This is a genomic window from Burkholderia sp. 22PA0106 (genome assembly GCF_047497155.1).
Classification (GTDB): domain Bacteria; phylum Pseudomonadota; class Gammaproteobacteria; order Burkholderiales; family Burkholderiaceae; genus Burkholderia.
Genome location: NZ_CP163163.1, coordinates 71,329 through 90,704, shown reverse-complemented (window position 1 = coordinate 90,704; position 19,376 = coordinate 71,329). Strand labels below are relative to the sequence as shown.

The 19,376-nt window shown below is 69.2% G+C and carries 17 protein-coding genes; 3 read left to right on the top strand and 14 right to left on the bottom strand.

Annotated elements, in window-relative coordinates; translation table 11 throughout:
* Window positions 1–232: 232 nt before the first annotated feature.
* Window positions 233–2,530 carry an NADP-dependent malic enzyme gene (locus AB4850_RS15345; protein ID WP_414443889.1) on the bottom strand — a complete coding sequence of 766 codons (2,298 nt, stop codon included), beginning with the start codon at window positions 2,528–2,530 and terminating at the stop codon, window positions 233–235.
* A 171-nt stretch (window positions 2,531–2,701) separates the two neighbouring features.
* Between AB4850_RS15345 and thiL the strand changes: the two genes are divergently transcribed.
* From thiL to AB4850_RS15330, 3 genes are read left to right on the top strand one after another with little or no spacing between them, the layout of a single operon-like run.
* A complete protein-coding gene (gene thiL, locus AB4850_RS15340) occupies window positions 2,702–3,703 on the top strand; it encodes a thiamine-phosphate kinase (RefSeq protein ID WP_414443888.1) in 1,002 nt (333 codons plus the stop codon).
* The gene (locus AB4850_RS15335) at window positions 3,690–4,409 is read left to right on the top strand and encodes a phosphatidylglycerophosphatase A (protein ID WP_414443887.1); all 720 of its coding nucleotides are present in this window, start codon (window positions 3,690–3,692) and stop codon (window positions 4,407–4,409) included. The genes thiL and AB4850_RS15335 overlap by 14 nt, the downstream gene beginning before the upstream one ends.
* 10 nt (window positions 4,410–4,419) lie before the next feature.
* Window positions 4,420–4,920 (top strand): CinA family protein, encoded by a 501-nt coding sequence (locus AB4850_RS15330; RefSeq protein ID WP_414443886.1) that lies wholly within the window; start codon window positions 4,420–4,422, stop codon window positions 4,918–4,920.
* 103 nt (window positions 4,921–5,023) lie between these two features.
* On the opposite strand, the gene pyrF is transcribed toward AB4850_RS15330, so the two are convergent.
* The 13 genes from pyrF to AB4850_RS15265 form a co-directional block, all read right to left on the bottom strand.
* Entirely contained in the window at window positions 5,024–5,851 is an 828-nt protein-coding gene (gene pyrF / locus AB4850_RS15325; protein ID WP_414443885.1) for an orotidine-5'-phosphate decarboxylase, read from the bottom strand.
* 94 nt (window positions 5,852–5,945) lie between these two features.
* On the bottom strand, window positions 5,946–7,010 hold the full coding sequence (locus tag AB4850_RS15320) for an aldose 1-epimerase (RefSeq protein WP_414445526.1): 1,065 nt from the start codon (window positions 7,008–7,010) through the stop codon (window positions 5,946–5,948).
* A gap of 59 nt (window positions 7,011–7,069) precedes the next feature.
* A complete protein-coding gene (locus AB4850_RS15315; protein WP_414443884.1) occupies window positions 7,070–7,864 on the bottom strand; it encodes an SDR family NAD(P)-dependent oxidoreductase in 795 nt (264 codons plus the stop codon).
* Between the two features lie 30 nt (window positions 7,865–7,894).
* Window positions 7,895–8,911 (bottom strand): L-arabinose ABC transporter permease AraH, encoded by a 1,017-nt coding sequence (araH, locus tag AB4850_RS15310; protein ID WP_414443883.1) that lies wholly within the window; start codon window positions 8,909–8,911, stop codon window positions 7,895–7,897.
* 76 nt (window positions 8,912–8,987) lie between these two features.
* The gene (gene araG, locus AB4850_RS15305) at window positions 8,988–10,499 is read right to left on the bottom strand and encodes an L-arabinose ABC transporter ATP-binding protein AraG (RefSeq protein WP_414443882.1); all 1,512 of its coding nucleotides are present in this window, start codon (window positions 10,497–10,499) and stop codon (window positions 8,988–8,990) included.
* Between the two features lie 106 nt (window positions 10,500–10,605).
* Complete coding sequence (locus AB4850_RS15300; RefSeq protein WP_414443881.1) at window positions 10,606–11,604, bottom strand: arabinose ABC transporter substrate-binding protein; 999 nt, start codon at window positions 11,602–11,604, stop codon at window positions 10,606–10,608.
* A gap of 143 nt (window positions 11,605–11,747) precedes the next feature.
* On the bottom strand, window positions 11,748–12,527 hold the full coding sequence (locus AB4850_RS15295) for an SDR family oxidoreductase (RefSeq protein WP_414443880.1): 780 nt from the start codon (window positions 12,525–12,527) through the stop codon (window positions 11,748–11,750).
* On the bottom strand, window positions 12,524–13,204 hold the full coding sequence (locus AB4850_RS15290; RefSeq protein WP_414443879.1) for a 2-dehydro-3-deoxy-6-phosphogalactonate aldolase: 681 nt from the start codon (window positions 13,202–13,204) through the stop codon (window positions 12,524–12,526). The genes AB4850_RS15295 and AB4850_RS15290 overlap by 4 nt, the downstream gene beginning before the upstream one ends.
* Window positions 13,205–13,236: 32 nt before the next feature.
* On the bottom strand, window positions 13,237–14,247 hold the full coding sequence (locus AB4850_RS15285; protein WP_414443878.1) for a 2-dehydro-3-deoxygalactonokinase: 1,011 nt from the start codon (window positions 14,245–14,247) through the stop codon (window positions 13,237–13,239).
* Entirely contained in the window at window positions 14,244–15,164 is a 921-nt protein-coding gene (locus tag AB4850_RS15280) for an IclR family transcriptional regulator (RefSeq protein ID WP_414443877.1), read from the bottom strand. Before AB4850_RS15280 ends, AB4850_RS15285 begins: the two co-directional genes overlap by 4 nt.
* A 393-nt stretch (window positions 15,165–15,557) precedes the next feature.
* Window positions 15,558–16,313 carry a monofunctional biosynthetic peptidoglycan transglycosylase gene (gene mtgA / locus AB4850_RS15275; protein ID WP_414443876.1) on the bottom strand — a complete coding sequence of 252 codons (756 nt, stop codon included), beginning with the start codon at window positions 16,311–16,313 and terminating at the stop codon, window positions 15,558–15,560.
* A gap of 21 nt (window positions 16,314–16,334) precedes the next feature.
* Window positions 16,335–17,186: a shikimate dehydrogenase gene (gene aroE, locus AB4850_RS15270; RefSeq protein ID WP_414443875.1), complete on the bottom strand. Its 852-nt coding sequence runs from the start codon at window positions 17,184–17,186 to the stop codon at window positions 16,335–16,337.
* Window positions 17,183–19,300 (bottom strand): RNB domain-containing ribonuclease, encoded by a 2,118-nt coding sequence (locus AB4850_RS15265; RefSeq protein WP_414443874.1) that lies wholly within the window; start codon window positions 19,298–19,300, stop codon window positions 17,183–17,185. Before AB4850_RS15265 ends, aroE begins: the two co-directional genes overlap by 4 nt.
* Window positions 19,301–19,376: the final 76 nt, after the last annotated feature.

Below are 19,376 nucleotides of genomic sequence, written 5' to 3'. Positions count from 1 at the left end.
CCGGCGATGCTGTTGTTCGATCTTGGGTAAACGCGTTCTGCCATGCCCGACGGCGTGCCTTGCAATGAGGCACGCCGCTTTTCCGTTTCCGATTCGCGCCCGATCGACGAAGAACCCCGCCGTTAAAAGAAAATCGCCCGGCGTTTGAAGGCCGGGCGATGCGCGGACGCCGTGGCGACCGCGGATTGACTTGCAGGCGCAGCCGCGAAGGCGGCTTGCGCTCGGCGCCGAGTTAGCGTGCGTTGACGTCCGCCACCAGCAGTGCCGCCATGTTGACGATGCGGCGCACCGTGGCCGACTCGGTCAGCACGTGAACCGGTTGGGCCGCGCCCAGCAGGATCGGGCCGATCGCGATGTTGTTGCCGGCCGCCGTCTTCAGCATGTTGTAGGCGATATTGGCCGCGTCGATGTTCGGCATCACCAGCAGGTTCGCGTCGCCTTCCAGCGTCGAATCAGGCAGGATTTCCTTGCGCAGCGCGGCGTCGAGCGCCACGTCGCCGTGCATTTCACCGTCCACTTCGAGGCCCGGTGCGCGTTCCTTGAGGATCGCCAGCGTGTCGCGCATCTTGATCGCAGTCGGTGCGTTGCTCGTGCCGAAGTTCGAATGCGACAGCAGCGCGACCTTCGGCTCGATGCCGAACCGGCGCACTTCCTCGGCTGCCATCATCGTGATCTCGGCCAGTTGCTCCGGGGTCGGATCGACGTTGACGTGCGTATCGACGATGAAGATCTGACGGCCCGGCAGCACCAGGCCGTTCATTGCCGCATACACGCTGCAACCCTCGCGCTTGCCGATCACCTGATCGACGAAGTGCAGATGGCGGTGCGTGGTGCTGATCGTGCCGCAGATCATGCCGTCGGCTTCGCCCTTCTTGACCAGCATCGCGCCGATCAGCGTGGTGCGGCGGCGCATTTCGAGCTTGGCGAGCTGATGGCCCATGCCCTTGCGCGCCATCAGTTGGTAATAGGTTTGCCAGAAATCGCGGTAGCGCTCGTCGTGCTCGGTGTTGACGATCGTGAAATCGACGCCTGGCGTGATGCGCAGGCCGAAGCGCTTGATGCGGTTTTCGATCACCTGCGGGCGACCGATCAGGATCGGCTTGGCCACCTTTTCGTCGACCAGGATCTGCACGGCGCGCAGCACGCGCTCTTCCTCGCCCTCGGCGAACACTACGCGCTTCTTGTCTTCCGGCGCGCTGCGTGCGAGCTGGAACACCGGCTTCATGGTGTTGCCGCTGTGGTAGACGAACTGCTGCAGATGCTGGACGTAGGCGTCCATGTCCTCGATCGGACGGGTCGCGACACCGCCTTCCATGGCCGCCTTGGCCACCGCCGGCGCGATCGTCACGATCAGGCGCGGGTCGAACGGCTTCGGGATCAGGTATTCGGGGCCGAACGAGAGATCTTCGATGCCGTAGGCGGTGGCGACGATGTCGCTCTGTTCCTGCTGCGCCAGGCCGGCGATCGCGTTCACGGCGGCAATTTCCATCTCGCGCGTGATGGTGGTCGCACCGACGTCGAGCGCGCCGCGGAAGATGAACGGGAAGCAGAGAACGTTGTTGACCTGGTTCGGGTAATCGGTGCGGCCCGTCGCGAGGATCGCGTCCGGACGCACTTCATGCGCGGCTTCCGGCATGATTTCCGGGTTCGGGTTGGCGAGCGCGAGGATCAGCGGGCGATCCGCCATGCCCTTGACCATCTCCTGCTTCAGCACGCCGGCGGCCGACAGGCCGAGGAACACATCCGCGCCGGCGATCACGTCGGCCAGCGTGCGTGCTTCGGTTTCCTGCGCGAAGCGCTCCTTGTCCGGGTCCATCAGCTCGGTGCGGCCCTTGTACACCACGCCGGCCAGGTCGGTGACGATGATGTTTTCGAGCGGCAGGCCGATGTCGACCAGCAGGTCCAGGCAGGCCAGCGCCGCCGCGCCCGCGCCCGACGCGACCAGCTTGATCTTCTTGATGTCCTTGCCGACCACCTTCAGGCCGTTCGTGACGGCGGCCGCCACCACGATCGCCGTGCCGTGCTGGTCGTCGTGGAACACCGGGATCTTCATGCGCTTGCGGCATTCGCGTTCGACGATGAAGCAATCCGGCGCCTTGATGTCTTCGAGGTTGATGCCGCCGAAGGTGGGCTCGAGCGCGGTGATCACGTCGACCAGCTTGTGCGGATCGGATTCGTTCAGCTCGATGTCGAACACGTCGATGCCGGCGAACTTCTTGAACAACGCCGCCTTGCCTTCCATCACGGGCTTCGAGGCGAGCGGGCCGATGTTGCCGAGGCCGAGCACCGCGGTGCCGTTGGTGACGACGCCCACCAGGTTGCTGCGCGACGTGAAGCGCGCGGCATTCAGCGGGTTCTCGACGATCTCTTCGCAGGCGAACGCGACGCCCGGCGAATAGGCCAGCGCGAGATCGCGCTGATTGATCATCTGCTTGGTCGGCTGGACGGCGATTTTGCCCGGCGTCGGAAATTCGTGGTAATCGAGGGCGGCTGCGCGGAGATCGGCTTTCGAGGAGGGTTTGGTGGACATGGGAGCTGGAAGAAGGGCGGAATTAGAATATCTGTTCGAGGCACATTGTAGCGCCAATCCCCGCCCCGCAATTTGTCGCGCCGGCTACAACAGCCCTGACCGGAATGCACGTAACGGGGCCGCGCAGCCTTACAATGGCCGCCCTTCGTCTGCTCGCCGGAACCGCCTGCCGTGGCCGCCTCTGCCCTGTCCGAATTCTCGTTGATCGATCGCTATTTCACGCGCCGCGCACGGCGGCACGGTGCGCACACCGTGCTCGGCATCGGCGACGATTGCGCGCTGCTCGCGCCCAACCCGGACACGATGATGGCGATTTCGACGGACATGCTGGTCGAAGGCCGCCATTTCTTCCCCGACGTGCCGCCGCGCGCGCTCGGCCATAAAACCCTGGCCGTCAATCTCTCGGATCTCGCCGCGATGGGCGCGCAGCCGCGTGCGTTCACGCTGGCGTTCGCGCTGCCGCGCGCCGACGCCGACTGGCTCGACGCGTTCTCGGACGGCCTGTTCGAGATCGCCGATCGCCACGGCTGCGAGCTGGTGGGCGGCGACACCACGAGCGGCCCGCTGAACCTGTGCGTGACGGTGTTCGGCGACGTCGCGCCCGACCGCGTGCTGCGCCGCGACGCGGCGCGCGACGGCGACGACGTGTGGGTATCGGGCACGCTCGGCGACGCACGCGCCGGGCTCGGCGTCGTACGCGGCGAATGGCCGGCAGGCGACGCGGAAATCGCCACGTTCCGCCGCGCGCTCGAATGGCCGGAGCCGCGCGTCGCGCTCGGGCTGGCGCTGGCCGGCATCGCGCATGCGGCGCTCGACGTGTCCGACGGCCTGGCCGGCGATCTGCGCCACATCCTCGAACGCTCGCAGGTCGCCGCCGAGATCGACGCGGACGCGGTGCCGCGCTCGGCCGCGCTCGCCACGCTGCCGAGCGCCGTGCAGCGCACCTGCACGCTGGCCGGCGGCGACGATTACGAACTCTGCTTCACGGCCCCGGTCACGGCACGCAAGGCCGTGCTGGCAGCCGGCGAAACAGCCGGCGTGCCGGTCACGCGGATCGGCGAGATCCGCGCGCTCGCCGCCGGAGAAACGCCCGCGATCCGCTGGCGCGACGGCCAGGGCGCGCCGCTTTCGCTGACCCTGCACGGTTTCGATCACTTCCATGACGATCAATGATCCGGCGCCGCGGCCCGACGACAGCCGCCCCGACGCCCTGCCCCTGATTCCGGCCGCCCGGGAGCGCGAACCCGAGCCGGAGCCCGCGGCCACCGCGCGCACCGAACGCATCGAACCCGGCGCGGCCTCCGCCGCATTCCACGACATCCACGACATCCACGAGATTCACGACGACACCCGCCCGCAACCGCGCCGCGCGAGCGCACCGTTCATGCGCTCGCACCCGCTGCATCTGCTATCGCTCGGCTTCGGCAGCGGCCTCGCCCCGCTCGCTCCGGGCCTGATCGGCTCGCTGTTCGGCTGGATCAGCTTCGTCGCGCTGGCGCCGTACCTGGGCGACGCCGGCTGGGCCGCGCTGATCGCGGCCGGCTTCGCGCTGGGCGTGGCCGCCACCGGCTTCACGGCCCGCGCGCTCGGCGGCGCAAAGCCGGACGCAAAGCCGGACGTGAAGCCGCGCGCGATCGTCTGGGATCGCATCGTCGCAGTCTGGCTCGTGATGTGGCTCGTGACGCCGGCCGGCTTCGCGCAGCAACTCGGCGCGTTCGTGCTGTTTCGTCTCGTCGACAGCGTCAAACCGCCGCCGGTCCGCCATTTCGACCGCCGTTTGAAAGGTGGTTTTGGCATCATGGCCGACGATCTGCCGGCCGCCTTCGTGACGCTGTTCGTGATCGCGATGGGGCAGGCCCTGTTTTCCACTTCTCGCTGATACCGCACGCATGCCGACCGATTCCGTCGTCCACCAGCTCGCGATCCGCGCCGGCAACAAGCTGCGCGACGAGCACCTGATGCTCGCGACCGCCGAATCCTGCACCGGCGGCATGATCGCCACCGCCGTCACCGATATTTCCGGCAGCAGCGGCTGGTTCGAGCGCGGCTTCGTCACGTATTCGAACCAGGCCAAGAGCGAGATGATCGGCGTGCCGCCGGAGCTGATCGAGAAGCACGGCGCGGTCAGCGAACCGGTGGCGCGCGCGATGGCCGAGGGCGCGTTGCGCAACAGCCGCGCGCAGGTGGCGCTGTCGGTCACGGGCATCGCCGGCCCCGGCGGCGGCTCCGAGCACAAGCCGGTGGGCACCGTCTCGTTCGGCTGGAGCAACCGGCTGCATACCGAGGTCGAAACGCGCGTGTTTCGCGGCGATCGCGAACAGATCCGCGTGCAGGCCGCCGTGCACGCGCTGCGCGGGCTGCTCAAACTGCTCGACGAACGCGAGCGCTGAACCGTCGCCGATCCTAAGAAAAAAGCGCCCGGGCATCGCTGCCTCGGGCGCTTTTTTATTGCTGCTTCGATTGCCGCTTACCGTGACGCGAGCGGCGGAGCGATCAGCGATGCGCGTTGATCGCGTCGCGCGTGGCCTGCGCGGCGCGCGCTGCGGCTTCGGTGAAGTCCTCGCCGTTGCTCGCGTAGAGGATCGCGCGCGACGAGTTGATCATCATGCCGCCGCCATCGGCCGTGCGGCCGGCCGACACCGTCGCCTGCACGTCGCCGCCCTGCGCGCCCACGCCGGGGATCAGCAGCGGCATGTCGCCGACGAGGCCGCGCACGATCTCGATCTCCTTCGGGAACGTCGCGCCGACCACCAGCGCCAGTTGGCCCGTCTTCGCGTTCCATTTGGTGGCGGCCAGCTCGGCCACCACCTGATAGAGCGGACGGCCGCCGGTTTCGAGGAACTGCAGATCCGAGCCGCCCGGGTTCGAGGTGCGGCACAGCACCACCACGCCCTTGTCCTCGTAGGCCAGATACGGCTCGATCGAGTCGTAGCCCATGTACGGATTCACCGTCACGGCGTCGGCGCGATAGCGCTCGAACGCCTCGCGCGCGTATTGCTCGGCGGTGCTGCCGATGTCGCCGCGCTTGGCGTCGAGCACCACCGGGAGGCCCGGGTGCTGCAGGTGGATGTGCGCGATCAGCCGTTCGAGCTGATCTTCGGCGCGGTGCGCGGCGAAGTAGGCGATCTGCGGCTTGAACGCGCTCGCGTAGGGCGCGGTCGCGTCGACGATCTCGCGGCAGAAATCGAAGATCGCTTCGGGGCGGTTCGACAGATGGGCGGGGAAACGCGTCGGTTCGGGGTCGAGACCGACGCAGAGCAGGGAGTTGGTGCGCTGCCAGGCGGCGCGCAGCGTATCGATGAAGGTCAGCGGAGCGGACATGTTCGCGGCGGATCGGGTGAGAAATGCCGCGTATTTTACCCGCTGCGCCGCGGCCGCTCGCCGCAATCGGGCCGAGCCCCGGCCCGAACCCGCGTCAGCGGCCGGCCGCCCTGGCGCCGCGCGCCGCCGCGCCCGCGCGCGGGTCGGCGCGTTCGACCGTGAAGCGGAAGCGCCGCGCGAGCCGTTCGCCCGGTGCGAGCAGCGTCATGCCGTGCGCCTCGGCGCCGCCGGGCAGGTTCACCGCGTTGATCGGGTGATCGACCGGCTCGAAGCAGAAGAAGCGCTCGCCGGGCGGCGTGTAGAGCACGTAGCAATCGGCGTCCGATTCGATCGCCATGCTGAGCCCGCGCGACGGCCAGGCCACGGTCGCGCGCCCGCCCCAGCCGGTGAACGCGTGATTGACGAGCGTGGACGGCAGCGGATACGCGATGCCGAACTGCCAGGCGGGCGGCACGCCGACATGCCGGCGCGGCAGCCAGTCGGGGCCGGACAGCCACAGGCCGCCCGCCGAAGCGGCCAGCTCGGTGGCGTCGTCGCGCACGATGAACGGATGCACGCCGAGCCCGAACGGCAGCGGCTCGCGGCCGGCGTTCTCGATCGACAGCGCGATCGACAGCGTGGGGCCGTCGAGCACGAACGATTGCGTCGCGCGATAGGCGTACGGCGCGCTACCGCAACGGTCGAGCGACAGATGCAGCTCGGTGGCCGACGCCTCGTCGATGCGCCAGCGCGACAGCCAGCCGTCGCCGTGAATCGGCAGCGGTTCGCTCGCGCGGTTGCGCGGCACCTCGACACGGCGTCCGTCGCACTCGAAGCGCCCGCCGCCGATCCGGTTCGAATACGGCAGCAGCGGATAGCAGCCGAGCGCGTTCGGATCGGTGGCCGCCTCGACGTGCTCGCAGCCGCGGAAGATCGGCGTGGACGCGCCGTCGCCGCGCCAGTCGAAGCGCGCGATGCCGCCGCCCAGGTGCGGCACCACATCGAGCCGCAATTCGGCGGTGGCGAGCGTGACCGCCGCGTCGGCCGCCGACAGCACGCCCTGCGCGACGCTGGCCGTTTGCGGGCCGGGGCTGACCGGCTGCGCGGCGGCCGCCAGCCGGGCGCGGCGCGCGCGGGCCGCAGCCGGCGAACCCACCGGCGAGGAAGAAGCACTGCCCATGGTCGATGTCGTCATGCTCGTCTCCTGTCAGCGCCGCGCGGGCGGCACGCGAATCCGGGTCAGGCCCAGCCGCCGTCGATCACGACGTCCTGGGCGGTCATCATGCGGCTGTCGTCGGCCGCGAGGAACAGCGCGGCGCGGGCCACGTCGTCGGGCAGCAGCTCGTCGCCGATGCACTGCCCGGCCTTGATCGCCGCGCGCCCGGCGTCGTCGAGCCACAGCGCGCGCTGCTTGTCGGTCATCACCCAGCCCGGCACCAGCGCATTGACGCGAATCCGGAACGGGCCGAGGTCGCGCGCCAGCGTGCGCGTGAGCCCCTGGATCGCGGCCTTCGAAGTGGCGTAGATCGGGTAGCCGCCGTTCTTCAGCATCCAGCCGATCGAACCGAGGTTGACGATCGCGCCGCCGCCGAGCGATTTCATGTCGTCGATCACGGCCTGCGCGGCGAAGAACTGATGGCGCAGGTTCACGGCGATGGCCGCGTCGAACGATTCGGGCGTGACGTCCTCGATGCTGTGGCGGCGGTCGTTGGCGGCGTTGTTGATCAGCACGCCGAACGGGCCGGTGCGCGTGCGCAGCTCGGCGATGGCGCGGCGCAGCGCGTCGATGTCGGTCAGGTCGGCCGCGACGAACGCCGGCGCATGGCGCGCGTCGGACAGCCGCTCGGCCAGCGCAACGCCGGCCTGCGCGTCGAGATCGAGAAAGCCGACGCGCGCGCCCTGCGCCGCGAAGTGCTCGACGAACGCGGCACCGATGCCGGTGGCGCCGCCCGTGATCAACACCGCCCGGTCGGTCAGGCTCGGAAAGCGCGCGCCGTGTGCGTCGTCGGCGGCGATCGGCTGATGGGTTTGCATGGTGCGTGGTCCTTGATCCTTGAAGCCGCGTCAGTCGCGCGTGCCGCGGTTCTTCAACTGGTCGAGCAGCACGGCGGCGAGCAGGATCGCGCCGCGCACGAGGTACTGGTAGAACGCGTCGATATTGAGCAGGTTCATCACGTTCTCGACCGTGCCCATGATCAGCACGCCGATCACCACGCCCGAGATCGTGGCACGCCCGCCGAGCAGCGACACGCCGCCGAGCACGCAGGCCGAGATCACGTTCAGTTCGAAGCCTTCGGCCGCGTTCGGCTGGCCCGAGGTGATGCGCGAGGCGAGGATCACGCCGGCCAGCGCGGTCACCGCGCCCTGGATCAGGAAGATCCACACGCGCGTGCGCTCGACGTTGATGCCGGCCAGGCGCGACGCCTCCGGGTTGCCGCCGATCGCCAGCGTGTTGCGGCCGTACACCGTCTGGTTCAGCATCACGCCGAACACGATGAAGCACAGCAGCGTGACCCAGATCGGCAGCGACACGCCGAACATCGCCAGGCCGCCGAGCGCGATGAAGGTGTCCGACGACACGCCCACCGCCTGCCCGTGCGAGACGATGAAGCCCAGGCCGCGCACGATTTCCATGGTGGCCAGCGTGGTGATCAGCGCGTTGATGCGCAGGTAGGCGATCACCGCGCCGTTGACGAAGCCGATCGCCGCGCCGGCCACCACCGCCGCGACGATCGCGATGAAGGTGTTGTCGGTGGCGTTCAGCACCATCGCGCAGAGCACGCCCGAGAACGCGACGGTCGAGCCGATCGACAGGTCGAAATCGCGCGAGGCGAGACAGAACATCATGGTGCAGGCCACCATGCCGATCTGCGAGATCGACAGCGCGAGGCCCAGCATGTTGTCGATCGAGAAGAAGTGATCGACCGTCACCGACATGGTGATGAACATCACCGCGAAGATCACGATCAGGCTGTAGTCGGTGACTTGCTGCCACCACTTCTGCTTGTCGTTGCTCTGCGGAATCAAGGCTTCGGCCGCTTTTTTGGCGGCGGCCTGCGCGATATTTTCTCTGGCTTCCATCGTGTTGCTCCCTACGATGCGCGGCGAAGAGTGTGCCGCGCGGTCTCCATGTTCGTCTGTCCGCTCGCGCACGCCGTCAGGCGGCCTGCTCGCTCGGACCCTGCGGCAGCGCCAGACTGAGCACCGCCTGTTCGTTCGCGTCGGCGCGCGCCAGCTCGCCGGCGATCCGGCCCTCGCGCATCACGACGATGCGATCGGACACGCCCAGCACCTCGGGCAATTCCGACGACACCATCACGATCGCGCAGCCGCGCTCGGCCAGCTCGTAGATCACCTGGTAGATCTCGTTCTTCGCGCCGACGTCGATGCCGCGTGTCGGCTCGTCGAGAATCACGACCTTCAGGTCCGGCTCGGCGAGCCAGCGCGACAGAATCGCCTTCTGCTGGTTGCCGCCCGACAGGAACCGGATCTTCTGGCGGCGGCTCGGCGTCTTGATCTTCAGCAGCTTGATGAAACGATCGGCCGTTTCGGCTTCCTTGCGGCCGTTCAGGAACATCCCCGCGCGCAGCGAATGGCGGCGGCAGCTGATGTTGATGTTCTCGGCGACCGTCGCCATCGCGACGATCCCCTCTTCCTTGCGGTCTTCCGGGCACAGCACGATGCCGTGGCGGATCGCGTCGCCGGTGCGGCGAATCTCGATGCGCTTGCCGTCGAGCGTCAGTGCGCCGCCGCGTTTGCGGTCCGCGCCGTAAATCACCCGCATCAGCTCGCTGCGGCCCGCGCCCACCAGGCCGAAGAAGCCGACGATCTCGCCGGCCCGCACCGAGAAGCTGGCCGGCGCCTTCAGCGCATCGCCCGCCACCTGGTCGGCCTCGAGCCGCACCGCGCCGAGTTGGCGCGGACGGTAGTGATAGATGTCGTTGATTTCGCGGCCGACCATCTGGCTGACCATCTGGTCGCGCGTCACCTCGGCCAGCACCGGGTGCGAAGCGATCCGCCGCCCGTCGCGGAAGATCGTGCACGCGTCGCACAACCGGTAGATCTCGTCCATGCGGTGCGAGATGTAGATCAGCGCGCGGCCGTCGGCGCGCAGGTCGTCCACCAGCTTGAACAGCACCTCGGTCTCGCGGTGCGACAGCGAGCTGGTCGGTTCGTCGAGCGCGATCACGCGCGCGTTGCGCATCAGCGCCTTGCAGATTTCCACCATCTGGCGCTGCGCGATCGACAGCCGGCGCAGCTTGGCGCCCGGGTCGAGATCGACGCCCATCGCCTCCAGCCGCTCGCGCACGTGGCGCCGTGCGTCGCGCTTGCGCACGAAACCGAGCGAGTTCGGCAGCCGGCCGAGCATCAGGTTCTCGGCCACCGTCAGATCGGGCACGTATTGCAGCTCCTGGTGAATCACCGCCACGCCGGCCGCGATCGACGCCGCCGCGCTCGTGAATTTCACCGGCTCGTCGTCGACGAGCACGCTGCCGGAATCGGGCTGATACTCGCCGCCGAGGATCTTCAGCAGCGTCGACTTGCCCGCGCCGTTCTCGCCCATGAGGCCATGGACCTGCCCGGCGTGCACGTCGAACGAGATGCCGTCGAGCGCCCGCACGCCGGGGAAGACCTTGCCGATATTGTCGAAACGCAGAACCGCAGCCACTTGGCCTCCACTCGTCGTTACCGGGCCGCCGCCTCGCGCGGCGCCCGTTCCTGCTTCGCGAGGCGCGCCGGCCAGACCGGCGCGCCCCCGCCTCGATCGCCTCGACTTACTTCGATGCGAGACCCATCTCGGTGCGTACCTTCTCGACGTTGTCACGCGTCGCGAGCATGCCGGTCGTCAGCGTCAGCAGCGGCGGCATCTTGTTCTGCGTGATCCAGTCGTACATCAGCTCGGCGGTTTCCTCGCCATGGCGCTTCGGGCTGATGATGACGGTGCCGTAGAAGCCCGTCGGCTGCGGTTTCTTGAACTCGCTGAGTGCCGAATCCGAACCGCCGATGCCGATGCCGATCATGTTGTCGGCCTTGAAGCCGCGCCCTTCGGCCGCGCGCACCGCGCCGAGCACCGCCTCGTCGTTGAGGCCGTACGCCACCCAGTGCTTGAACTTCGGGTTCTTGGTCAGCGCGATGTTGGCCGCGTTGAACGCGTTCTCGGTATCGGTCTTGGCTTGCGGCGCCGCGATGATGTTCGCCTTCGGGAAGCCCGCCGCAACCAGCGCTTCGGTCGCGCCGCCGGTGCGGTCGTGCGCCGTCGGGAGCTGTTCGTAGGTGATGTCGATCGCGCCGACTTCGTTCATGTTCCAGCCGCGCTTCTTGATCTCGGCGGCGATGCCGTCGCCGACCTGCTTGCCGATGTTGAACGCCGAGATGCCCATGTGCGGCACCGATTCGATCGGCTTGCCGCTGCCGTCCACCAGGCGGTCGTCCACCGTCATCATCTTCAGCTTGTGCGACTTGGCCTTGGCGACGATGCCCGGCCCGAGCTTGACGTCGGGCGTGCAGATGATGAAGCCCTGCGCCTGCTGCGCCGAGAGGTTGTCGATCGCGCTCATGACCTTCTCGCCCGACGGCGCGCCGATCTTCACCAGCGTGAAGCCCTTCTCCTTCGCGGCCATTTCGGCGAACTTCCACTCGTCCTGGAACCACGGTTCCTCGGGTTGCTTGACGAGGAAGCCGATCTTCACCGGGTCCGCGGCCTGCGCGAACGGGGCGCCGCCGGCCAGCACGGCCGCAGCGGCGGCCAGCGTGACAAAGGTTCTGCGTTTCATGTGTTTCGTCTCCTGTTGATGCCACATCGGTTCCGGCCGCCTGATTTTTTGACGCGGCACACGCGCGGCCTTCGCGTGCTGCGGTCTTTCGGTATCCTGCCTTTCCGGCTCGCCTGCCGCCCCGTCGCGCGGGGCCGCCGGCCTCAATCGTGGTACAGCGCGGTGCGTCCGCCGTCGATCGTGATGCAGGTGGCGTTGATGAACGGCGCCTCGTCGGAGGCGAGGAACACCGCCGTCATCGCCACTTCGTCGGGACGGCCGATCCGCTTCATCGGCTGCAAAGCCAGCGTTTCCGCCTGCGCCTTGACCGGGTCCGGCTGCGCGTTCCACCAGTCGTGCGTCAATTGCGTTTCGACGTAACCGGGCGCGATCGCGTTGACGCGCACGTTGCGCGGCGCGTATTCGATGCCGAGCGCGCGCGTCAGGCCCAGCACGCCGTGCTTGGCGACCGGGTACGGAAAGCAGCCCGGGATGATCTGGAACGCGTGCGTCGAGGCCACGTTGACGATGCTGCCGCGGCCACGCTCGATCATGCCGGCCAGCACCGCGCGGCAGCCGTTCCAGACCCCATCGAGATCGACCGCGAAGCAGCGCCGCCAATCCTCGTCGCGCATCGTCAGCGGATCGCAGAACACGTTGACGCCCGCGTTGTTGACCAGCACGTCGAGCGCGCCGAATTCACGCTCGGCCGCGCCCACCGCATCGGCCACCGACGCCGCGTCGGTCACGTCGGTGCGCACCGCCTGCACGCGCGCCTGCGGCACCTCGCGCGCGATCGCGGCGGCGGCCTCGCGGCCCGCGGCTTCGTCCAGCTCGGCGATCGTCACGGCCGCGCCCTCGCGGGCGAACGCCAGCGCGATCGCCGCGCCGATGCCCCGGCCCGCGCCCGTCACCAGCGCCGTCTTGCCGGCCAGCCGGTTCATCTCGCGGCTCCGCTGCGCGCGATCGCGAGGCCCTTCACGTAGGCCTGCGCGTGCAGCGCAGTGGTGGCGGCGGTCTGGCCCGGCTTGAACAGCGCCGAGCCGAGGCCGAAGCCGTTCGCGCCGGCCGCCAGGTACGGCCCCATGTTGTCGGGCGTCACGCCGCCGACCGGCACCAGCGGCACGCGCTTGTCGATCACGGCGCGCCAGGCCTTCACGGCGATCGGGCCGAGCTGCTCGGCCGGGAACATCTTCAGCACGTCGGCGCCGGCGCGCAGCGCGGCGAACGCCTCGCTCGGCGTCGCCACGCCGGGCGCGCTGGCCAGGCCGAGCGTCTTGGCGCGGCCGATCACGGCGGCGTCGGCGTGCGGCATCACGATCAGCTCGCCGCCCGCGCGCGCCACTTCGTCGACATATTCGGGACGCAGCACCGTGCCCGCGCCGATCAGCACCTCGGGCGGCAGCGCGGCGCGCAACGCGGCGATGCTCGCGAACGGATCGGGCGAATTGAGCGGCACCTCGATCAGCCGGAAACCGGCTTCCGCCAGCGCCGTGCCGTGCGCGACCGCGTCGGCCGGCGTCAGGCCGCGCAGGATCGCCACCAGCGGGCACGCCTCGAAGGCGCGCACCAGGCCGGCGTGCGGCGTGTACGGTGCGGGCAGCGTCAGTTCGGATGACATCGTTTCGATCTCCTGAATACAGTGAATGGCGCTCAGCCCGGCGTGCACGCGGCAGCGGCCACCAGCCCCGCCTGCGTCGCGATGCGCCAAAGGCCGCGCTCGGTGGCCCGCTCGACCACACGCGCGCCGTCGCAGCCGAACGCACGCAGCGCCGTCAGATAGCGCGCACACAAGGCCGGATCGCCGATCAGGCGCGGCGGCTGCGCGGCCAGGCTGGCGCCGACGCTCGCCAGCATCGCGACCAGCGCGTTCATTTCATGGCCGATCAACAGTCCCGACAAATAATCGGCCTGCGATTCGGGCGCGAGCCGGCCGGTCAGGCCCAGCGTGCGGGTGCTGAAAATCGTTGCGAGCAGGCCCGCGTCGCGGCCGTCGCGCGCCACGTCCACGCCGCGCCGGAACGCGTCGAGATCGGCCGCCGCGCCGGCGCGCATGGTCCGGCCGAGGATCGTGTGATCGCGCAGCGTCGCGAACAGCTCGCCCGTCATATAAGTGCGGAACCGCTCGATGCGGCCCTGGCGCACCCAGGCCCACTTCGCATGGGTGCCGGGCAGGCCGATCAACGCGCCAGTGCCGTCGCCGCCCAGCGCCGGATCGCCGGCCAGCGCGCCGACGATCTGGGTTTCCTCGCCGCGCATCACATCGGGCAGCGCACCGGCTTCGAGCACGCCGGGCACGATCGCCACCGATACGCCGCGCGCCGTCTCGACGCGAATCAGGCCCGCCGCCAAGGCATCGGCATCGACCGGCGTCGTCACATAGGGCGCCTCGCGCCAGCCCTGTGCGCTGCCGACCATGCCGGCCGCCAGCACCGGCAGGCCGGGCGTGGCGTCGAGCCAGGCGCCGCAGGCGGTTTCGAACGCCGCGTCGAATGCGGCCGCGCCGCCGCCGCGCGGCAGGTTCATCACGCCGGCGGCGTGGGCGTTCGATTCGAGTACCGAGCCGTCGGCCGCGAACAGGAACGCGCGCATCGACGTGGTGCCCCAGTCGAGCGCGATCAGCGCCGGCGAGGCAGGCTTCGGGTCCGGACGGTCCATCGTCATCGCTTGATCCTGCGGGTCGTTTGCGGTGCGCTCCAGCCCAACTCCGACGAGATGGCGCGCGCTTCGCGCTGCAAGACCGGGATCAGTTCGTCCATCCGGTCGAGCGGCATGTAGGGAATCGTGCTCGCCACCGACACCGCCGCGACGATCGCGCCCGACGCGTCGCGCACCGGCGCGGCCACACAGCGGATCGATGCTTCGTTCTCCTCCAGGTCGAACGTGTAACCGCCGGCCGCGTAATGGGCCATGCGCTGGAGGAAGGTGGTGGCGTCGGGGCGGCGGTCGGGCTTGAAGTTCACGCCGGCCAGCGAGCGGCGCGACGCCTCGAACAGCGCGGCCCAGGTATCGGGCACGAGGTCGAGCATCATCGCCTTGCCGATGCCGGTCGAGGCCAGCGGCATCCGGTGGCCGATCCGCGAGCGCATTTCGAGGCCGCGCGTGCCGGGGATCTTGTCGATGTAGAGCACGTCGTCGCCATCGCGCACGCCGAGGTGGATCGTGTCGAGCGTCGCGTCGGCCAGCGCTTCGAGATGCGGGCGGGCCACGGCGGTCAGCGGCATCTGTTCGAGCGCGACCGTGCCGAGTTCGATCAGCTTCGGGCCGAGCAGGTAACCGCCCTGGATCTGGCGCAGGTAGCGCGCCTGAACCAGGCTGCTGACGAGGCGGTGCGTGGTGCTGCGCGTCGTGCCGAGCGCGGCGCCGATGGCGCGCATGTCGCGGGCGCCGCCGGCGATCGCCTCGATGATCGCGAGGCCGCGCAGCAAGGTTTGCGTGCCGGCCTGTTGCGCGGCGAGGTCGAGCGGCGAACCGGTCGCGCCGATGGTGTCGGCCAGCGCGCCGAGCGGGGCTTGCGCATGGCTGTCGTTGGACGGACGGGTGCCGTTGGCCGGCGCGATGGAAATCGGGGTCTTGGTCATGAGGGAGCGGGTCACGTGACGGGCGATCACAAGGCGGCGGGCTGGACCGCGCCTCGCGGCAAGCGTGCGCGCACCTCGGCGGACTGCTGGATCGGCGTCATCGTCTGTCTCCTGGTTGCTTGCGGCTGCGGCCCCTTCGGGGTCTCGCGCCGTGCATATCGATGGGTGCCGATTGTAGGGGCCGTGGCGCGGCATCTTCAATATTTGAATGCGTCGCCCAAATATTGAGATATTGACAGAAATGGCGCTCGGGAGAAACGGCGAGCGGACGTGCGCCTGCAGCAGGCCGGCTGGGCATGCGGCGGGAAATCGAGCGAGGAATATCGTGGCCGGAACGGCGCGTGGGGTTGGATCAGCGAAACACTGTGGCAGCGGCCGGCGCGCCGCCCGATCTCACTGCGAAGCCGGCAACTCCGCCGCCCCCATCCGCCGCGCGATCACGCGCGTGCGCTGCGCGAGCCAGGGCGAATTGCGATGGGCATCGAAGAACTTCGGATTGGGCAGCATCACGGCAAGCCGGGCGGCCTGCCAGGCCGTGAGCCGGCTTGCCGGCTCCTTGTAGTAGTAGCGCGCCGCCGCTTCCGCGCCGTACACGCCGCGCCCGAACTCCACCGAATTCAGATAGATCTCGAAGATCCGCTCCTTGTCGAGCAGCGTTTCGAGCATCCAGGTGATGATCAGCTCCTGCCCCTTGCGCAGATAACTCTTCTGGCTCGACAGGAACAGGTTGCGCGCGAGCTGCTGCGAGATGGTGGAGCCGCCCGCCACGATCCGCCCGCGTGCGCGGTTGCGCTCCCAGGCCTGCAGGATCGCATCGACTTCGTAGCCGTTGTTGTTGGCGAAATCGGCATCTTCGGAGGCGATCACGGCGCGCTTCAGATTGCGCGAGATCTGGTCGTAGGGCACCCACTGGTGCTGGATCGTCACCGGCGGCGTTTCGGCCTTCAGCCGCCAAGCGTCAGCGCGCATGAACGCGGTCGAACCGGGGTCGACGACGTTCCACAGCGCAATTTGCGCGAAGTAATAAAGCTGGGTGACGAACCACGCGAGCGCCAGCACGGCCGCCACGTAAGCAGCCCAGCGTGCGAGCCCGCGCCGGCGCGCCGGGCCGGTCGTGCGAGCCTTGCCGGCACCGAGCGGGATCGCCATGGCGATGCGGAAACGGGCCGCTCAGGCCGCCGCGACGAGCGCGTCGCGCAGCGCCGCGAGCACCGGTGCGCCATCGGGCCGCACGCCGCGCCACACATGAAACGCCTCGGCGGCCTGCTCCACCAGCATGCCGAGCCCGTCGGCAGGACGCGCGCCGAGCGAGGCCGCGTGCCGCATGAAAACGGTCGGCTGGGCGCTGTACATCATGTCGTAGGCGAGCGTGCCCGCGCCGAACGCGGCCGTGTCGCATTCGGGCAGCGCGGCGTCGAGGCTGCCGGCCGTGGCGTTGACGATCACGTCGTACGGACGGCGCTCGACGATCGCCGCGCTGCCGCCCGCCAACCGGCAACCGGCATCGTGCGCGGCCTGCATGAACTGGCTGACCAGATCCTCGGCCTTGCTCGCGGTGCGATTGACGATGGTGATCGACAGCGGCGCGCGATCGAGCATCGGCACCACCACGCCGCGCGCCGCGCCGCCCGCGCCGAGCAGCAGGATGCGCGCGCCGGCCAGCGACACGCCGAGGTTCTGCTCGATGTCGCGCACGAGGCCGACGCCGTCGGTGTTGTCGCCGTAAATGCCGCCATCGGCATCGAAACGCAGCGTATTGACCGCGCCCGCCGCCGCCGCGCGCGGCGACAGCGTATCGGCCAGCGCATGCGCTTCCAGCTTGAACGGCACCGTGACGTTGGCGCCGCGCCCGCCCGCCGCGATGAACTCGCGCACCGACGCCTCGAAGCCGTCGAGCGGCGCGAGGCGGTGCGTGTAGGCCACCGGCTCGCCCGTCTGCGCGGCAAACGCGGCATGGATCGCCGGCGACTTGCTGTGCGCCACCGGGTTGCCGATCACGACATAGGGGTCGCGCTCGCTCATTTCGTCTCCTCGTCGCCGGCCGCCGGGCCGGTCTGTTCTGTGTGTTCCGCGTCGCCCGCTTCCGGCGCGGCGGCACCTTCGGCGGCATCGCCAGCCTCGGCCAATGCCTCGGCTTCGCTTTCGGCCGAATCGTCGGCGGCCTCGACGAGCGTGTCGCCCGCCGCTTCCTCGCCGCCTTCATCCTCCTCGGCCGCCTCGCCGCTCGTGACGACCGGCGCATCGAGCACGTTGAGCAGGCGCACCGACGCCTCGATCGTCAGCTCGTCGATCGACATCACGTCGAGCAGCACGCGCGTGCCGCGCGCATGCACGCCGAGCCCCGGCACATGCAGCAGCAGCGGGATTTCCTCGAGCCGCACCAGATCGCCCTTCACCACCGCCGCCACGACCTGCCGGCGGTTTTCCTGGCGCAGCCAGCGCAGGCACCAGAAATACTCCATGCGGCGCTGATGATCGGCATAGGCCGTGTAGGTATCGTCGAAGCCCTGCACGACCGCGTACAGATCGGCGTCCTTCGGCTTGAACGGCGCGGCCAGCTTGGCCGTCACGCCGTGCTGAACGCAGGCCAGCAGTTGCCACTGGTTGACCAGGTCGACGTAGCGGCGCAGCGGCGAGGTGCTCCACGCATATTGCGCGACGCCCAGGCCTTCGTGCGGCGCGGCGGAGGTCTGCATGCGGGTGCGCTTCGGGCCGGTCGGCACGCCGAGCGCGCGCTGCGAGCGGTAGATGCCGGGCACGGTGTGATCGTGCAGGAACGCGCCCCACGTGGAATTCGACAGGATCGCCAGCTCGGACACGATCAGGTCGAGCGGCGAGCCGCGACGCCGCGGCGTGATCGAGATGTGCTCGCCTTCCACGTAGAAGTTGTAATCGGTGTTGCGCTGCACCTCGCGCTTCAGGCCGTAGCCGGCGCGCGCCACCTGGCGCTTCTCGAACAGCGCCTGCGCGAGCGGCCACAGCACCGCGATGTCGTCCTTGTGCGGATACTCGCCGCTGCCGGCCGAGAGCGTTTCCTCGTTGACCAGCTCGTCGAGCGTGTTGTGGCGCAGGTTGCTCTTCACGAACACGTATTCGGCGCGCGTTTCGTTGGCGACGATGTCCTGCGTCTCGCGGTCGACGATGATGTACAGCGACAGCGCCGGGCGGAAGCCGCCTTCCTTCAGCGTGAACACCTCCACCACGTCGTCGGGCAGCATGGTGATCTTGTCGCCGGGCATGTAGACGGTCGACAGCCGCGCGCGCGCGATCGCATCGATCGCGTCGCCGCGCGTGATGCCGAGCGCCGGCGCGGCGATGTGCACGCCGATCCGCACGCGATTCTCGGGCAGGTGCTCGACCGAGAACGCATCGTCGATTTCGGTGGTGGTCACGTCGTCGATCGAGAACGCCTCGACGTTCGCGCGCGGCAGGTCGTCCGGCAACGCGCCGACCGTGACGGGCGGGAAGCCGGTGCCGTGCGGGAAGTGTTCGGCCAGGAAGCGCGCCTCGTGCAGCGCGCGCGGCGAGGCCACCCCGCCGCAGTCGAGCATCAGGCGCGCCTGCGACACGCCGAGCGCGATCGCCGCGGCGTCGAGCGCCTTGTATTCGATCGAGTTCTTGTCGGGGCGGGTCAGCAGCGCCAGCGCCTTGCCCTCGAACGAGGCCGGCAGCTTGCGCGCCTTCAGTTCCTCTTCGTAACCGGCCTGCACCAGCGCCTGCTGGCGCTTGCGCTCGAGCCCGGCGAGCGCCATCTTCAGTTGCTCTTCGGGCGCGCGCTGATACTGGCCGCGCCCCTTGCGGCGGAAATACACCGGCGAGCCGTGCATGCGCAGCACCAGCGCCGCGCGCTCGACGGGGCCGTAGCCGCTGCCGAAATACTCGTCGGCCAGCGCGGCGTAGGCGAATTCCTCATTCGGCGCGCATTCCCACAGGAAATCGAGGTCGATTTCCTGTGCGGCCGCGTCGGCCTGCTGCATCAGCTCGCCGGCCGCCGGCTTGTCGAACTCGATCAGCACATCCTTGGCGCGCACTTTGGCGCGCCGCCCGCCCGGCAGTTCGACCTGAAACGCATCGCCCTGGCGCGACAGCACGCTGCCGGCCTTGAAACTGCCCGATTCCTCGAAAAAAACGTTCACTCGATTACTCTCGTTGAGACTGTCCGGCGCCGCCCGGCGGCGCCTCGTCCAGCTTGGATTGAATTCGGTTGCCGGC

Bases quoted from the DNA above. Each gene is read 5' to 3' on its own strand.
- pyrF (WP_414443885.1), bottom strand. From the start codon at position 5,851: ATGTCCGCTCCGCTGACCTTCATCGATACGCTGCGCGCCGCCTGGCAG.
- AB4850_RS15290 (WP_414443879.1), bottom strand. From the start codon at position 13,204: ATGTCATCCGAACTGACGCTGCCCGCACCGTACACGCCGCACGCCGGC.
- AB4850_RS15295 (WP_414443880.1), bottom strand. From the start codon at position 12,527: ATGAACCGGCTGGCCGGCAAGACGGCGCTGGTGACGGGCGCGGGCCGG.
- AB4850_RS15285 (WP_414443878.1), bottom strand. From the start codon at position 14,247: ATGACGATGGACCGTCCGGACCCGAAGCCTGCCTCGCCGGCGCTGATC.
- AB4850_RS15345 (WP_414443889.1), bottom strand. From the start codon at position 2,530: ATGTCCACCAAACCCTCCTCGAAAGCCGATCTCCGCGCAGCCGCCCTC.
- mtgA (WP_414443876.1), bottom strand. From the start codon at position 16,313: ATGGCGATCCCGCTCGGTGCCGGCAAGGCTCGCACGACCGGCCCGGCG.
- AB4850_RS15315 (WP_414443884.1), bottom strand. From the start codon at position 7,864: ATGCAAACCCATCAGCCGATCGCCGCCGACGACGCACACGGCGCGCGC.
- aroE (WP_414443875.1), bottom strand. From the start codon at position 17,186: ATGAGCGAGCGCGACCCCTATGTCGTGATCGGCAACCCGGTGGCGCAC.
- AB4850_RS15330 (WP_414443886.1), top strand. From the start codon at position 4,420: ATGCCGACCGATTCCGTCGTCCACCAGCTCGCGATCCGCGCCGGCAAC.
- araH (WP_414443883.1), bottom strand. From the start codon at position 8,911: ATGGAAGCCAGAGAAAATATCGCGCAGGCCGCCGCCAAAAAAGCGGCC.
- AB4850_RS15320 (WP_414445526.1), bottom strand. From the start codon at position 7,010: ATGGGCAGTGCTTCTTCCTCGCCGGTGGGTTCGCCGGCTGCGGCCCGC.
- AB4850_RS15335 (WP_414443887.1), top strand. From the start codon at position 3,690: ATGACGATCAATGATCCGGCGCCGCGGCCCGACGACAGCCGCCCCGAC.
- AB4850_RS15280 (WP_414443877.1), bottom strand. From the start codon at position 15,164: ATGACCAAGACCCCGATTTCCATCGCGCCGGCCAACGGCACCCGTCCG.
- AB4850_RS15300 (WP_414443881.1), bottom strand. From the start codon at position 11,604: ATGAAACGCAGAACCTTTGTCACGCTGGCCGCCGCTGCGGCCGTGCTG.